The organism is Mogibacterium timidum ATCC 33093 (assembly GCF_000525775.1).
Lineage (GTDB): Bacteria > Bacillota > Clostridia > Peptostreptococcales > Anaerovoracaceae > Mogibacterium > Mogibacterium timidum.
This window is the reverse complement of sequence record NZ_JALU01000003.1, coordinates 1-16,207: the sequence shown is the minus strand read 5'-3', so window position 1 is coordinate 16,207 and position 16,207 is coordinate 1. Positions and strand designations below refer to the sequence as shown.

14 protein-coding genes are annotated in these 16,207 nt (G+C 45.5%); 11 read left to right on the top strand and 3 right to left on the bottom strand.

The genetic code is table 11. The features are described 5' to 3' along the window. The first annotated feature begins 60 nt into the window (after positions 1–60). The 8 genes from HMPREF0581_RS00660 to thiC all read left to right on the top strand — a co-directional run bounded on the left by HMPREF0581_RS00660 (position 61) and on the right by thiC (position 9,047). Entirely contained in the window at positions 61–1,047 is a 987-nt protein-coding gene (locus tag HMPREF0581_RS00660; protein ID WP_036379416.1) for an ornithine cyclodeaminase, read from the top strand. A gap of 366 nt (positions 1,048–1,413) precedes the next feature. Beyond that, positions 1,414–2,250 carry an energy-coupling factor transporter ATPase gene (locus HMPREF0581_RS00655; protein ID WP_036379414.1) on the top strand — a complete coding sequence of 279 codons (837 nt, stop codon included), beginning with the start codon at positions 1,414–1,416 and terminating at the stop codon, positions 2,248–2,250. Further along, positions 2,241–3,101 carry an energy-coupling factor transporter ATPase gene (locus tag HMPREF0581_RS00650; protein WP_036379411.1) on the top strand — a complete coding sequence of 287 codons (861 nt, stop codon included), beginning with the start codon at positions 2,241–2,243 and terminating at the stop codon, positions 3,099–3,101. The genes HMPREF0581_RS00655 and HMPREF0581_RS00650 overlap by 10 nt, the downstream gene beginning before the upstream one ends. Before the next feature lies 1 nt (position 3,102). Further along, complete coding sequence (locus HMPREF0581_RS00645) at positions 3,103–3,900, top strand: energy-coupling factor transporter transmembrane component T family protein (protein WP_009643835.1); 798 nt, start codon at positions 3,103–3,105, stop codon at positions 3,898–3,900. Between the two features lie 23 nt (positions 3,901–3,923). Then, a complete protein-coding gene (gene trmB, locus HMPREF0581_RS00640) occupies positions 3,924–5,813 on the top strand; it encodes a tRNA (guanosine(46)-N7)-methyltransferase TrmB (protein WP_084645289.1) in 1,890 nt (629 codons plus the stop codon). 225 nt (positions 5,814–6,038) lie between these two features. Beyond that, positions 6,039–6,815 (top strand): thiamine phosphate synthase, encoded by a 777-nt coding sequence (gene thiE / locus HMPREF0581_RS00635; RefSeq protein WP_051426859.1) that lies wholly within the window; start codon positions 6,039–6,041, stop codon positions 6,813–6,815. Next, positions 6,808–7,698: a bifunctional hydroxymethylpyrimidine kinase/phosphomethylpyrimidine kinase gene (gene thiD / locus HMPREF0581_RS00630; RefSeq protein ID WP_036379409.1), complete on the top strand. Its 891-nt coding sequence runs from the start codon at positions 6,808–6,810 to the stop codon at positions 7,696–7,698. Before thiE ends, thiD begins: the two co-directional genes overlap by 8 nt. A 35-nt stretch (positions 7,699–7,733) precedes the next feature. Next, complete coding sequence (gene thiC, locus HMPREF0581_RS00625; RefSeq protein WP_036379407.1) at positions 7,734–9,047, top strand: phosphomethylpyrimidine synthase ThiC; 1,314 nt, start codon at positions 7,734–7,736, stop codon at positions 9,045–9,047. 283 nt (positions 9,048–9,330) lie between these two features. Here thiC and HMPREF0581_RS00620 read toward each other — a convergent pair whose 3' ends face one another. The 3 genes from HMPREF0581_RS00620 to HMPREF0581_RS00610 form a co-directional block, all read right to left on the bottom strand. Then, positions 9,331–10,281: a GTP-binding protein gene (locus tag HMPREF0581_RS00620; RefSeq protein WP_051426858.1), complete on the bottom strand. Its 951-nt coding sequence runs from the start codon at positions 10,279–10,281 to the stop codon at positions 9,331–9,333. An 86-nt stretch (positions 10,282–10,367) separates the two neighbouring features. Beyond that, positions 10,368–11,429, bottom strand: a complete 1,062-nt coding sequence (locus HMPREF0581_RS00615; protein ID WP_009643837.1) for an NAD(P)-dependent alcohol dehydrogenase — start codon at positions 11,427–11,429, stop codon at positions 10,368–10,370. 500 nt (positions 11,430–11,929) lie between these two features. Further along, on the bottom strand, positions 11,930–12,670 hold the full coding sequence (locus HMPREF0581_RS00610) for a helix-turn-helix domain-containing protein (RefSeq protein WP_009643830.1): 741 nt from the start codon (positions 12,668–12,670) through the stop codon (positions 11,930–11,932). A 498-nt stretch (positions 12,671–13,168) separates the two neighbouring features. Here HMPREF0581_RS00610 and HMPREF0581_RS00605 point away from each other — a divergent pair, with 498 nt between their 5' ends. From HMPREF0581_RS00605 to ahpC, 3 genes are all read left to right on the top strand, one after another. Continuing rightward, on the top strand, positions 13,169–13,744 hold the full coding sequence (locus HMPREF0581_RS00605) for a peptidylprolyl isomerase (RefSeq protein ID WP_009643832.1): 576 nt from the start codon (positions 13,169–13,171) through the stop codon (positions 13,742–13,744). 44 nt (positions 13,745–13,788) lie between these two features. Continuing rightward, positions 13,789–14,964 carry a hypothetical protein gene (locus tag HMPREF0581_RS00600; protein ID WP_009643815.1) on the top strand — a complete coding sequence of 392 codons (1,176 nt, stop codon included), beginning with the start codon at positions 13,789–13,791 and terminating at the stop codon, positions 14,962–14,964. A 478-nt stretch (positions 14,965–15,442) separates the two neighbouring features. Further along, complete coding sequence (gene ahpC / locus HMPREF0581_RS00595; protein ID WP_009643793.1) at positions 15,443–16,006, top strand: alkyl hydroperoxide reductase subunit C; 564 nt, start codon at positions 15,443–15,445, stop codon at positions 16,004–16,006. Positions 16,007–16,207: the final 201 nt, after the last annotated feature.

Sequence of the window (16,207 nt, the reverse complement as noted above, 5' to 3'; positions counted from 1 at the left end):
GCGGTTCAAATGGCAGTTTAGATGAAAAATTTATAAACGAACTTAACGGGGGGAGTAATCATGCTTTTATTAAATGAAAAGGATATCAGAGCTGTATTTACGATGGAAGATGCAATTGAGTCAAATATTGAGGCGTATAAGATCTTCTCGAGCGGTAATGCCGTAGTTCCGCTGCGCCAGGTTTTGGCAGCAGACGGAGATAGAGGCAATTTCGCATTCATGCCTGCTTACAGCTCCAAGCTGGGGGCGGCCGGGATCAAGATAGTAAATATATTTCCGGGAAATAGAGAGCTGGGAGAGGCTACAACCAAGGGTCAGGTACTGCTCATGGATGATAGAAACGGAGAAATCGTAGCACTGATGGACGGAAGTTTTATCACTAAATTCCGTACAGGAGCGGCTTCGGGTGCGGCATTTAAGCTTTTTGCGAGAAAGGATGCTAAGGTCGGCTGTCTGATCGGCACTGGTGGACAGGCGGATTGTCAACTGGAGGCTATGCTTGCGGCATGCGATCTGGATGAGGTTAGAATCGTCGCCAGAGATTTTGCCAAGACGGAGAGGTTTGTCGCTGATATGAAGGCGAGGTTCAAGGCTTGCGAGACAGAGCTGATCGCGTATAATGATACAGATGAGGCTGTAGACGGAGCAGATGTAATTGTAGTGGTGACAGTTGCAACAGAGCCTGTATTTGATGCCGGAAAAGTCAAGCAGGGGGCAGTTGTAAGCGGTGTCGGTTCATACACCGCCGAGATGAACGAGATTGATCCGGAACTGTTCGGCAGGGCTGACAAGATCTACTTCGATTCAAAGGATGCGTGCATTGCAGAGTCAGCTGATATTCAGATTCCTCTGCGGGGGGGAATCATAACCGAGTCGGAGCTTACAGGAGATATCGGTGAATATGCGCTTGGAGATATTGTCGGCAGGGAGAACGATGATGAGATCATTATCTTTAAGAATGTCGGGCTCGGTATCCTTGATCTCGTGATTGCAAAGCTGATTTACGACAAGGCGGATGGTAAGAATGTAGGGCTGCGATGGGGTTAAGCGATCGGTGCCGCTGTGCCAGTATTAGATGAAGATAGTAGAAATTTTACAATAATAAGCAAGAGGTTCACGATAAGTTTGTGAAATTGTACAAAGAATCCCATTGACAATTGAAAATTGGTCGACTATAATTTTGGTATCGATAAGTGAAAAGGGTTGAAATACAGATCGATGTCACCGGGAATAGGGGAATTCCTGGTACCTCAGTGCGTTCGTTATAGCCATTGCGAACAATAGCCGGAGGCGTGACCTTCGGCTTATTTATTTGCTTGCAATTTGCTTGCAATTCACTCATTATTTGCCGCAATTCACTTATGCCGTTGATATAGCCAATGTGCTAATATATAATTGAACTTCGGAGGCGTTATGGCAGAGTTTATAAAAATACAAGATTTGGTTTATGAATATGCTCTCGAGCAGGGCGCGGAGACGCGGTGCCCTGCTGTTGATCATGTGTCTGCTGAGATTAGGCGTGGAGAGTTCGTAGCTATCGCCGGCTCCAACGGTTCCGGTAAATCCACGTTGGCCAGATGTCTCAACGGGTTGCTTATCCCGACAGAAGGAGAGATTTTTGTCGATGGAATGGATACGAGGGACGATAATTTGATTTGGGATATAAGAAAGACTGTCGGCATGGTGTTTCAGAATCCCGATAACCAGATTGTGTCATCGATCGTTGAAGATGAGGTCGCATTTGGACCCGAGAACCTCGGGGTAGGAAATCCCGAGCTTCGTACGCGCGTCGAGTATGCCCTTAAGGCTGTAGGCATGTATGAGTATCGCAAGCGCGAGACGCACAAGCTGTCAGGTGGGCAGAAGCAGCGCATTGCCATAGCCGGTGCGGTTGCGATGCGCCCCGACTGCATAGTTTTTGATGAACCGACCGCGATGCTTGATCCGGAAGGACGCAAGCAGGTGATGAAAGCAATCAGAAGTCTCAATGAGCAAGGGATAACTATAATACTCATTACACATTTTATGGAAGAAGTCGCAGAGGCAAAGCGCGTGCTCGTCATGAAGTCGGGCAAGCTGCTGGCAGATGAAGCTCCGGAGGAGATTTTTGCAGACAAAGAGCTGGTTGTGGAGGCGGGGCTGGAGATTCCGGCGGTCGTTCTGGTGCGAGACCGGCTCAGGGAGTGCGGTGTAGCTTTGTCAAGCGATATTATCAGCAAGGGTGATTTGGTGGAAGCATTATGTCAATAATTACAAGACATCTGAAATACATATATTCCAAGGGGCTGCCCGGGGAGACGATTGCTATCGACGATATTTCGTTTGAGATTGCAGACGGTGAGTGCGTGGGAGTAATCGGACATACCGGCTCCGGCAAATCCACACTGCTGCAGCACATGAACGGCCTGCTTAGGCCACATTCCGGCGAGATATTTGTCGCTGACATGAATATCGGCGATGATTCGGTCAAGAAGGCGGATATCAGCAGAAGCGTCGGCCTGGTGTTTCAGTACCCGGAATATCAGCTGTTTGAGGAAACCGTCGAAAAAGACGTTGCGTTCGGACCTCGTAACCTGGGGGTGCCCGACCAAGAGCTCCCGACTATAGTGAGGGAATCACTCGAGCTGCTGGGGCTTGACTGCGATGAGCTCGCAGACAAGTCGCCGTTCGAGCTGTCCGGCGGTCAGAAGAGAAGGGTTGCTATCGCCGGCGTACTGGCGATGAAACCCAGGGTGTTGATTTTGGATGAGCCGACGGCCGGACTGGACCCGGCATCCAAGAGAGAGATGTTGGATGTTATCAAAAAGCTCAGGTGTGACAGGGAGCTTATAGTCGTATTTGTCTCTCACAATATGAAGGATATCGCTGAACTGTCTGACCGCGTACTAGTTATGAACGGAGGCAAGCTGGTGATGATCGGCACTCCGGAGGAGGTATTTGCAAGAGCCTCGGAGCTTAAAGGCATGGGACTTAGCGTGCCTCCGGTGACTGAGATAATATATGAGCTGTCGGAGAAGCTGCAGTTGCCATTTAAGGCGATTTTTGAAGAACGAGAGGCTGCAGAATACATAGCGGCACACATGATGGGAAGGCAGGGATAATATGATCAAAGATATTACGCTTGGCCAGTATTATCCTGTGGAGTCTCTCGTGCACAGGCTTGAGGCGCGAAGCAAGGTGTTGGGAGTACTGGCGTATTTGGTCGGGCTTTTTGTTGTAAATAACTTTTGGGGCTTCGTGATTGCTGCTGTAGCAGTCGGAACGGTGATAAAGCTGTCGGGAGTTCCTTTTTCATACATGATGAGAGGACTTAAGGCAATACTGCTGATATTGCTGTTCACTATGGTGCTCAACGTGTTTATGATGGACGGAACTATACTGTGGCAGTGGAAGTTCCTCAAGATTACATACGAAGGGCTGTATAGGGCTGCATTTATGGGAATAAGGCTGGTGCTGCTCATAATTGGCACGTCGCTGCTGACCTTCTGCACGAAGCCTACCGAGCTGACGGACGGACTCGAGAAGCTGTTAAGCCCTTTTGCAAGGGTAGGACTGCCGGCACATGAGATTGCTCTTATGATGACCATAGCGCTCAGGTTTATCCCGGTTCTTATGGATGAAGCGGACAAGATTATGAAGGCACAGCAATCGCGAGGGGCGGATTTTGAGTCGGGAAATATATTTCAGAGGGCCAAGAGCCTCATCCCTATAATTGTGCCGCTGTTTGTCAGTTCGTTCAGGATTGCCGGGGACCTCGCTCTTGCGATGGAAGCGAGATGCTACCGAGGTGGCAACGGCAGGACGAAGCTCAATGAAAGCCGCTTTGCGAAGAGGGATGCTGTCTGGGGGATCGTGCTCATGGTATTCCTATGTGCACTGTTTGCAACGAGATACATATAGAATCACAGATAAAAGGAGCATAGATGAGGCAGAGGAAGGTCAAGAATCTGGAAGAAAAATACGCTGGATTTGAGGACATATTGGTATATAAGCCGGAGGAGGTTCGCGGCAATTGGGCGGAGCGCTCGGGTCACAGCAAGGGTATATACCTTGAGGTAGGCTGCGGCAAAGGCAGATTTATCTCGCAGCTGGCAGAACGTGAGCCGGATAATTTTTTTATAGCAGTGGAAGGCAACAGAAGTGTTATGCTGCGTGCACTGGAGAAGGTACGAGAGCTGGGGCTTAGCAATGTTGTGTTCGTTCCGAACTTTATTGTTGACCTGCACGACTGGTTCGAGGATGGCGAAATTGACGGAATCTACCTTAATTTCAGCGATCCGCTTCCCAAGAACTGCTCAGCAAAAAAGAGACTGACGTATCGTGGCAAGCTAAGACAATATTTCGATGTACTCAATGAATCCGGTGTTGTCAGATTTAAGACCGACAACACGAATCTGTTCAACTATTCCATAAACGAGGTAATTGCTTCGGATTTAAGAATCACGAAGTTTACAAGAGATTTGCATGCATCTCCGTACAATGATGATAATATTATGACAGAATACGAGGGGAAATTTAGCGGCAAGGGCTTCAACATCAAGATGATGGAGATAAGCCGTATTCGTAAGAAGGGGGAGACAATGGGTTTGGCAGCACTTAACGGCAGAGTAATTCCTGCGCAGGACAAGGTGTTTGGAATCAGCGGTAGGGCTAAAGACGCGATCAAGGCAAAGGGTCATGAAAATGTCGCAAACGCGACAATCGGAGCGCTCCTGGACGACGACGGTCGGCTTATCGTTTTATCATCTGTAGATGAGGCGGTCAAGAATCTGAAGCCGGTTCAGTATGCAGAGTATGCTCCCATCGCCGGTATCCCGGGCTTCAAGGAAGCAGCAACCAAGGCCGCGCTTGGCGACTTTAAGACTGACAGGCACATCGGTGTCGTTGCTACACCGGGTGGCACGGGTGCGCTCAGAAATACGATTGCTAACTACTCTTGTCCGGGCGACAAGATTCTCACACATGACTGGTGCTGGCCTAACTACCAGAACATTGCTGCCGAACAGGGCCGTGGCTTCGAGACATTCGAGATGTTCGATGAAGCGGGAAAATTTAACTTCGCTGACCTGGAATACAAGATCAATAAGCTGCTGCGTATTCAGGACAGACTCGTGCTGATTCTCAACACTCCTGCAAATAACCCTACTGGCTATTCCTTATCCGTATATGAGTGGCAACAGGTAGTTGCGATCCTGAACAGAGTGCCCGACGATAGAATCGTGGCACTGCTGGTGGACATAGCATATATCGATTTTGCAGGAGATGAAAAGGAAGTCAGAGCATTCCTACCTGAACTCGAGGAACTCAGAAGCAATGTGCTGCCGATACTGGCATATAGCGCTTCCAAAACATTTACATTCTACGGATTTAGATGTGCAGCCATGCTATGCCTGGCAGATGATGAAGAGACTGCAGATGAATTCGTCAGGGTGTGCTCGTATTCCAGCAGGTCGAGCTGGTCAAACTCGCCGCGCGGACCTCAGGAAGTAATAGCTGAAATTTACAGTGACGCCGAACTTCTTGCCAAGGTGGATGAAGAACGCAAGGGCTTCCGTGAGATGCTCTTGTCGCGTGGAAGAGCTTTTGAAGATGCTGCCGGGAAGGCAGGGCTCAAGATTGTACCGTTTAGAGCAGGCTTCTTTGTCTCTATCCCGTGTGAGGATCCGGATGCTGTGTGCAAGAGGCTGGAGGAAAACGACGTGTATTGCGTGCCTATGGACAAGGGTGTCAGAGTCTCCATTGCATCTATTTCGGCGGCTAAGTGCGGAAAGGTGCCGGCGATTATTAAGCAGGCACTGGATAGCTTCAAGTAGCTGAGAGGCGGAATTTCGCTATACTCAAGGGGGAATACTGATAAATCCGAAGAATATATTGAAGTCGGTACACGACTGATATATAATGAACCGGAAATACAAATGAATACAACAAGCAAGGGGAGCGGTATCGCTGAGAGGTAATGTTGAGATACGTTACGACTCTGAACCTGATTTGGATAATGCCAACGGAGGGAGAGTGCTGATTTACTATGTGTAATACCCGTGCTTGGGCGTTACACATTTTTTAATGCGCAGAGTGGTGCAACTGTTGATAGGAACGGAATAGGTATGAGCGATATGCGTAGTCGGGAAAGGTTAGATAAGAACAAGCTGCTGCTATATGGTATCATCGGTAGCTGCAATCTTGGTGATGTTGAATATGGCAAGGCTGTTGCGCAGGCGATTCAAGGTGGGATAACCTGCTTGCAGGTGAGGGAAAAGGACATGACTCAGGCGGAGCTGCTCGCCATAATTCGTAAGGTCAAGCCTCTATGCGATGCTGCCGGAGTACCTCTGATAGTCAATGATGATGCACTGGTGTGCAAGCTCTCGGGAGCAGCGGGAGTCCATATCGGTCTTGGAGACGGATCGATCAGAGCTGCCGGAAAGCTGCTTGGATCAGATAAAATCATCGGAGCAACGGCTCACAACCTCGATGAAGCACTTGCTGCCCAAGCTGCAGGAGCAGACTATATCGGTGTTGGGGCAGCCTTCGGATCCAAGTCCAAAGGTAATGCAGTGAGGCTGGCTAACCTCAAGGCATACAGGGATATAACTTCAGCCGTAGACATCCCTGTAATAGCGATTGGCGGAATCAATGCCGGCAATGTCGGAGAACTTGCCGGTCTCGGGCTCTCCGGCATAGCAGTGATATCCGCGATATTCGGATCAAGAGACATCGCGGCGAGTGCGCATGAATTGAGAGCCGCAGCTCAGGCGCTTACAAGCTCACCTTGCGCAGAGGACAATTCAGAGGAGGGTACAGAGACAGATGGTTAGTTCAAAGATACCAAAGGTTCTATCCATCGCCGGCAGTGATCCTAGCGGCGGCGCAGGCATCCAGGGAGATATCAAGACAATATTTGCGGAGAGCTGTTATGGAATGGCTGCCATCACAGGAATGACAGCGCAGAACACACTGGGGGTGAAGGCAGTGATAGCTGTTCCTGACGATTTTCTGCGTATGCAGCTTGATGCAGTTATATGCGACATAATTCCTGATGCGGTCAAAATCGGCATGATATCAGAACCGTCTCACGTCAAAATAATCGTTGATATGATAGACAAGTACAAGCTGCGAAATGTCATAACGGACCCCGTTATTGCTCCGACTTCGGGTGTTAGGTTTGCGCATGATGAAGTGCTGGTAAATATGATAGATTACCTGTTTTCCGCATCGACCTTGGTGACTCCCAATATACCCGAGGCACAGACGATCGCGAGAGCGATACTTGATAAGCGCAGCCGGGCTGCCGGAGAGCCGGTTAGCGCACATAAGGGAGAACTACCGGCTTCAGAGCTAACACCTTCAGAAATGGCTGAACTGATAGGCTGTCATTGTGACTGCAGCGTTTTGGTTAAGGGTGGGCATTCTGCAGACGGAGAAGCAACAGACTGTATGTGGCATAAAGGGGAGCTTAGCATATTTAGAGGACGACGAATTGCTGCGATGAGCTCTCATGGTACAGGTTGTGCGCTGTCGAGCTCTATAGCTTCAAATTTAGCAAAAGGCGAGAGTCTTGCAGTAGCTGTTCAAATAGCCAAAGCCCACGTAACAGCCGCTATTGCCGGCAACATGAGCATCGGAAGCGGAAACGGGTCAATAGACCATGAGGCAATTTTGCAGCAGCAGAGGATACAACAGGATACAATTAATATTTAGAAAGAAAGCCTGAGGACAGGCAGAAATGAGGAAATATGGCTAGAAAACATTCAACCCAGATGGAAGCGGCGAGAATGGGAATTGTGACTCCCGAGATGGAAAAGGTCGCTGCGAAGGAACAGCGCGAGGTAGCTGAGCTGATGCCGTTGATGGCGGCCGGCAAAATGGTAATTCCCGCAAACATTCATCACGAGTCTATAGACCCGAACGGCGTCGGAGGGATGCTCAAGACCAAGGTGAACGTAAATCTTGGAATCAGCAGAGATTGCAAGGATTATGACATAGAGATGGAAAAGTTGATGAGTGCAGTCGAGCTCGGTGCGGAATCGATTATGGACCTGTCGAGTCACGGTGACACGCAGCCGTTTCGCCGGAAGCTGTGCGCAGAATGCCCTGCTATGATAGGAACAGTTCCGGTGTATGATTCTGTAATTCATTATCAGCGTGACCTGAACACTTTGACGGCTAAAGATTTTCTGGATGTCATAAGGCTGCATGCTGAGGATGGGGTGGATTTCGTCACGCTCCATTGCGGAATTACCCGTAAGACCATCGAACAGATTAGAAACGGCAGCCGCGAGATGAACATAGTTAGCAGAGGCGGCAGTCTCGTATTTGCGTGGATGTCTATGACGGGAGAGGAAAATCCGTTTTATGAATATTTCGATGAGATAGTTGAAATATGCCGTGAGCACGATGTGACAATCAGCCTTGGCGATGCGTGCAGGCCCGGATGTCTTGCAGATGCTACGGATAACTGTCAGATTGAGGAGCTGATCAGGTTGGGCGAGCTTACGGATAGAGCGTGGGCGCGTGATGTGCAGGTCATGATTGAGGGCCCGGGACACGTACCGATGGATCAGATTGAAGCCAACATGAAGGTACAGCAGACTCTGTGCAAGGGCGCGCCTTTCTATGTGCTGGGGCCGCTTGTCACGGATATCGCGCCGGGGTATGATCATATAACAGCTGCAATCGGTGGAGCTATTGCAGCATGGACGGGGGCAGCCTTCCTATGCTATGTGACGCCGGCTGAACATCTCGCTCTTCCAAATGTAGATGACGTCCACGCCGGTATCATCGCCAGCAAAATTGCTGCGCATGCTGCCGACATCGCGAAGGGAGTTCCGGGTGCTCGTGATAGAGACGACAGGATGGCAAAAGCTCGAAAGGAGCTGGATTGGGATGCACAATGGCTGGAGGCGCTGGATCCGGCTGCAGCCAAGGCGATAAGAGAATCGAGAATGCCTGAAGAGGATCACTCGGACACATGCAGTATGTGTGGAAAGTTCTGCGCGGTAAGAAGCATGAACAAGGCACTTTCGGGAGAAGTAATAGATATCCTATAGATGGGATATCTATCATAGGATGATATGTTTTGATAAAAGCAGCAGAGAGGGTGCATCAATATCTGATTTCCTCTCTGTTGTGATTATCTAAATTCGATTTCTGCCTGCAATTTATAATTAGGGGATTTAAACGAAACTTGTTGAAACAGCTGAGGAAAGCGAACCCATAATCGATGCAATTTATAATTAGAGCTTGATTTAATTGAAACCGTATAGCTGCAGCAAAAGCAGAGGACGATAATCACGCCCTATCCCGCTCTGCAGTCTGCGTTTTAAATTGTATTTAATCATATATATTATCTGCTGAATTTCGAGTAGCATTATTGACATTGTGCTTCAGATTAACAGGGAGCAGCTTTATCCTCAAATCACCGGTCATGATACCGTCGCCAATAAACACGCAGCCAATTTTGGAATCGGCATCTGCCTGTTCAATTATGTAATTGTTATTCGAGACATCGAATCTGATAGGTGTATTCCCTATCAGAATCGTGCCTTTTGAGCGAATGATATTACCGTATTTCTTCCTGATTAATGCTTCCAGAAAGATGATAAGCTCGCCGACGGAGGACAGCACAGCATTTGAAATACTAATGCTGTCAAAGACAGTTTCTGCTTCAAACGGTTTAGCCTCAACAGTACCGTCTCGCTTTCTCAGCAATAATTCTTCCAATGCTGTATCCGAAAGACCGCTGTAGTGCCTGCTGATTATATTTGCATTAGCATTTATGGCTTGGATTTTATCAATTACTGTATCCACATCAACATCAACAGCCCTATCGCTTTTGGATAATATGACGGTGCCGGCGCAGCTTATTTGGTCGGTAAGCAGCTCGTTGTACTGCTCAATGTACTGAAAAAAGCTGTTTGGATCTATAATCGTGACGGGGGCGAGTAATTCAATCTGTTCATATTCAATCCTTGAAATATTATTAATGACATTTGACAGGAAGCCGACACCCGTAGGTTCCACTATCAGATATTCAGGGGAAATAGTGTTTGCAATAGTGAGGATATTCATTGCAAAGTCAGCTTTGCCGCTGCAGCAGATGCATTTTTCCGTAAATTCCCATACGTTCAGACCTGTATCGTCCTTAATGATATCCTTGTCAATATTTATTGAGGCATATTCATTTTCAAGAATTACAAAGTCCTTATTCAATCTGTTTGATAATGTCCTGATAAATGTGGTCTTTCCGGCTCCGAGGAATCCGGAAACAATTAATACTTTCATGAATATGCCCCTTTTTACAAGTAAGTTAAAATCCCCGGCTTGGAGAGCAGTGATATCAACGCTCGAAAAGCCGGGGATTTTATTATCTATTTGCCTATGCTCACAACCGGTTTAATGAGATCTGCCGGCTTATCCTTCATCAGCATGAGAGCATCTTCAACCTTCTCAAAGCCCTCAAATCTGTGCGTTATAAGGTGCTTGACGTTTAGCTTTCCTACCTCTATCAGGCTTGCGAGCTTTTCAAGTCTGAGCCTGCCGCCCGGCATCAATCCGCCGACAATCTGTTTGTGACCCATTCCGCAGCCCCACTCAACACGCGGTATCGTTACGTATGTTCCGGAGCCGAGATAATTGACATTGCCGATTTTACCGCCCGGCTTGAGAACCTTGATGATTGGATCAAAGGACTCAACTCCGCCACCGGCTACAATAGCTCTGTCAACACCCTTTCCATCAGTTAATTCCAAAACCTGTTCGTCGATGGGACCTTCCTTGTAGCTGATAAAATCTGTTGCACCGTATTTCTTAGCTGCTTCTCTGCATGCAGGTCTTGTTCCTACACAGATTATCCTGGAAGCCCCTTTGAGACTTGCACCTGCTACGCCCATCAGGCCGACAGGGCCGATCCCGTTTACAAGAACAGTATCACCAAAGCTTATATCTGCGAGTTCTACACCGTGGAATCCGGTCGGAACCATATCGGAAAGCATGCATGCTTCCTCAGGTGTAATAGAATCAGGCAGATGTGCCAGATTGGCGTCCGCGTCATTAACATGGAAATACTCGCCAAATACACCGTCCTTGAAATTCGAAAACTTCCATCCGGCAAGCATCCCGTTTGAATGCATCGGGTATCCGCCTTGAGCTTCAAGGGAAGACCAGTCGGGAGTAATTGCTGCAACCATTATGCGATCCCCTACCTTAAAGTCCTTGACAAGCTCACCGACTTCTTCGACGATTCCGCACCCTTCATGTCCGAGAATCATGTTGTGTCTGTTCCCCAGTGCCCCTTCCCATACAGTGTGGATGTCAGAAGTACAAGGGGATAAAGCGAGAGGCTTTATAATAGCATCAAGAGGTCCGCATTTAGGACGATCCTTTTCAATCCAGCCGGTCTTGCCGATCTCTAACATTGCAAATCCTTTCATTCTGTTACCTCCTATCTTACCTTCTATATATTTCCCTGAATCCCGATGGTGGCACGCCTTGCTGATCGCTGACAGCACGACAGTTTGTCAGATAGCAGGATTCATACTGTTACCAATATACTGACATATAAAGATTGGTAACGCAATAGAAAAATATTATGGGAATGTGGAGGTTATTCGAAAATGCTTTCACATTCATAGCGAGTGGTTAAAATTTTGGAAGGCAGATATATGTGTTTTTCGAGGATGAGGTTGATGGTCGATCAAGCTCTCTTATTGTATTAGAGGCCAAGCAATATCAATTCGACTGCTTATCTATACAATGATTTTTTGATGTTATTCATAATTGTGGGCACACTGTATGTGAGCGAGCTTTTACACAGCTTGTGATATATCCTATAGTCTTACACACGGATCGGTCAATTTCGGCGAGACTCTTAGCTGCATTAGAAGATCAATTTACAGCAAACCTCACATCTTTTCTATTGCGACAAGCAACATCATCTGATAATCAATGAATTTCTGTGCTTTAAATCATAAAAAGTGTCTTTATCCGCAATATCCAGTTCTCTGTACAATTCATCTGTCGGTTCAAGCAAGGTCGTTGAAATTATTACTTTGGTAACACTTGGGTTGCGTAAACTCTCTGAGAGACCCGTATACAGCCCAGTAGTGGTATATGTGTGCTTAAATGGAACTTTAGCACAAATGTAATCCCAGCAACCTGCATGATACACATTTTCAAGTAAAAAATATACAACGAAATCATAGTAGAATACATTCCCGTGATACACATACTTGCTTTTTCGGTAATTTGATTCAGGCATTTCACAATCACTGTATAAATATATTTCATCAGGAGCATCTTTGTTGCGTTTTATTTCAATTACGTTTACAGTTATTCCCTTGTTAGGAGCTTTGCGGTTGGATGAAAAGGAGTAATACATGTAAAATATATCTTTTTGAGCAAAAAAATGTCGATTATCTAATGAAAATAGGGAGTCGTCCGCTTGATCGGAAGTGTCAATATAATCGGTTGGAAGCAGCTGTTCTATTGTAACTTCAAGGGTTCTAGCAATTTCGCTTAAGGTGAAAATATCGATCGAAATATCACCGCTTTCATATTTTGATAACGTCGAAACGCTCTTGTTTAATTGTGCTGCAAATTCTTTAAGTGTGAATCCTCTTAATTTGCGAAAGAACCTTATTTGGCTGCCAACATGGCGACATATATTCTTCATATCACTTTATTTCTTATTTTCAGTATAAAAAGCAATATCTCTTTTAATCAATTCTAACTTTAATACTATCTTTTAGTAAAGAGTTTTCTTTAAAATACAAACTTCAGATGATAATCGTTTCTTTTTCTTAGCATTTGATAATTTTTATTCAAGAGTGTATTTTAATTACGTCAAACATGTGAATAATTTAATACATGGTAGTATAAGGATAATTTCATGCTTTTGACAGCCTGAATACACGGATATATATTGTTAATAATAGAACAGATATTGATTTTTTACATATGAGAGATGTTCTTGTTTGAAGTTTGTGTGGAATATTTCGCATAAGCTGCTTGTGAAAGGAGGCGCTCTTCGTTGAAAACGACTCAGAGCTAACACTATATGTACAATGCATTTCATATGGCGTTAATGTAGCAGATCCCCACCACCGGCCTGACGGAACAGAACTAAAAGAGTAAGAAGCAGAATGACATATCGAATGAATGGAGGGAGGACATGAGAAATCCGATTGCAAAACTAATACTTAATAATGGAAGAAAGATTGTTCTTGAACTTAGACCGGACTATGCATACAATGAGGTGTGCAGTTTTATCAGCGCTATAAGACACGGATACTACGATAATTTTGCCATACAGAGAATAGTTCCGGGTTCATGGATTGATGCAAGCTACAATGCTTTTTTTCGCAGCGAGTGCCAGTATTTTCTTCCAAACAAAATAAGAGAAGAGAGTAAAGGGGAGATCAAAGTCCCTGAGCTCGGAGATGTTTGTCTGGGCTTCTTCTCCGATACTGAAATATCCGGAGCTGAATTTTTCTTCCCCCTGAGAAGACTGGAAGAACTGGCAGGAAAAGCTCCGGTAATTGCCCAAGTGATAGAGGGAGTTGAAGAGCTGCGTCGTATAGAGAGAGTCGAAACATACCCCAATCCGTGCGAAGCTGTTGAAATTAATGTTCCTAAAACACCTGAAATAATTGTTAGCACTGAGGTTGAAACATTTGGTGAGGAATATCCGGAACCAGACAAGATTATTCCGGATCCGATACCTAGCAACTGGCCTGTATTTGCTTAATTGTTTTAACGAAAGCTATTTTTTATATATTATGGAGGTGCGTTATGCCTGATATATTAGCGTTCACTATATTTGTACTGATATTCACCATAGGTGAATATGTTGCCGCAAAGACAAAGGCAAATGTTGATGTTGTCCTATTCGTATCAGCAGCATTACTGGTAGCGTTTTGGATCGGTTTACCCGGATCAATTTATGAGCGCTCGGGAATTATGCCTATAGCAGGAATAATTATTACACTGCTTATCGTGGGTATGGGCAATATGATTGATTTTGCCGAACTGAAGAGACAATGGAAAACAGTATGCGTTTCGATAATTGCCTTGACAACCGCCTGTTGCGCATTAGTGTTCATTGGTCGATTTGTGATCGGTCGTGATTATACTCTAGCCGGGACACCTATATTTAGTGGCGGAACAGCTGCAACAATTGCGATGAAAACTATTCTGGCAGACAAAGGCAAGAGTTATCTGTCTGTCTATATTACGCTTTTGCTCGGAATGCAGGGGCTGGTTGGAATTCCCGTGTCCTCTCAGTTCCTAAAAAGGGCAGGGGTTGCATTCAAGAAGAATAAAGATGCGTTTGCTCTATACGAGAAAACTGTTTCTCTAGATGCAAATCTTGAAAGGAAGAGGTTAATCAGCTTCCCTGAATCTTTAAACAGGCCTTCTTTTCATCTTATGAAATTGGGCGTTGTCGGTGTTGTAAGTTATTATTTTTCAGTAGTATTATTGAAACTGACAGGGTTAAATATAAGTTACATAATCGTAGCCTTAATTATGGGAACTATTTTCACTGAAATAGGATTTCTGGATAAGGACACTTTAAGTAAGACTGATGCATCAGGGTTTATTCTCTTCGCCTGTGTCATAATTCTATTTTCAGACTTTTCGACGTGCTCGCCGTCGGATGTTCTGGCTTTGCTGAAGCCTATGGCGTTCATACTGATAGTGGGTACATTCTTCGGATGTATAACAGGATATATTTGCGGAAAAATATTCAAAGTTGAACCAAATCTGGCAATCGTAATGTGCCTTACATGTATGTATGGATTTCCTGCAACCATGTATCTGTCAAAGGAAGTTGCGGAAGTTACGGGAGATACACCTGAGGAAAAGAAGATTGTCGAAAACTATTTGCTGCCAAAGATGAATATTGCAGGATTTGTAACCGGAAGCTTTGCGACTGTTCTTGCCGGAGCCTTTGGAGGAATGCTGTAGGAAACTTCTGTACCCAATAAGAATAGACGGAGCTCATCAGGTCGGTTTACAGTGTGACCAAAGGTTCTCGTCTCCGCTTGTTGCAACAAAGTCAAATGAAAGGATTATGAATAAAATATAGTTGCTTGAAATCAGGAGATTATAATTAACCAATTTCATGAGCACATATCCGGATTAATACCTTCTATGATCTATCTTGATAGATCATAGAGGATGAGTAAGCTCAGCATCAAAATGAGGATGTTTTATGAAATAGGCAATAGTACAATTCAATATTGATAGCATGATATATAATTGCGTCATCGAAAAAATGATTGACAACCTCATTATCTCGGGTTATATTACACGTAAGAGAGTTGTGAGCTCTCGTCGAAGATGTTTTTCTGTATTGAAGGAGGCAGGTCGTATATGTATGTTTCGTACCTGCCTTTTAAAGGCTGCAGTGGTTAGACGAATCTAACACAAAGAGGAGGTTGACATGTCATTGATTAATAAGGAAGTTGCGGATTTTTCTGTCCAAGCATACGTAGATGATGATTTTCAAACCGTTACAAAAGAAGATATCATGGGCAAGTGGAGCGTGTTTTTTTTCTATCCGGCCGACTTCACATTTGTGTGCCCGACAGAGCTTGAGGATTTACAAAACAAATATGCGGATTTTAAAGCTGCCGGCTGCGAGATTTATTCGGTTTCGTGCGATACGCACTTTGTGCACAAGGCGTGGCATGATAATTCCGAGATCATAGGGAAGATTACGTTTCCTATGATTGCTGACCCGACTCAGGCTCTTGCACGAGACTTTGATGTTCTCATTGAAGCTGAGGGGATTGCGGAAAGAGGTAGCTTCATAGTAAACCCTGAGGGGAAAATCGTGGTATACGAGGTAAATGCAGGAAATGTCGGTAGGAATGCTGATGAGCTTTTCCGTCGTTTGCAGGCAAGTCAGTTTGTAGCTGAACACGGCGATCAGGTGTGCCCGGCAAGATGGGCCCCGGGCGCAGCTACGCTGAAACCGGGAGTAGAACTGGTAGGCGCTTTATAACTTTATAGTGAAAGCAGAATTCAGTGAATGCTTTAATTACTGATTGCAACTCATTTTGAGAAAGGTGAATTGAGAAAGAGTTAACCTGTATAAACAATTCATCCTACGGATAGATGTAAAACGGGCTTATAGGACAAAAAACGTGTTACAAAACCGCTATAGCCATTGAAATTTCAATGGCTATAGCGGTTTTATCTTTTT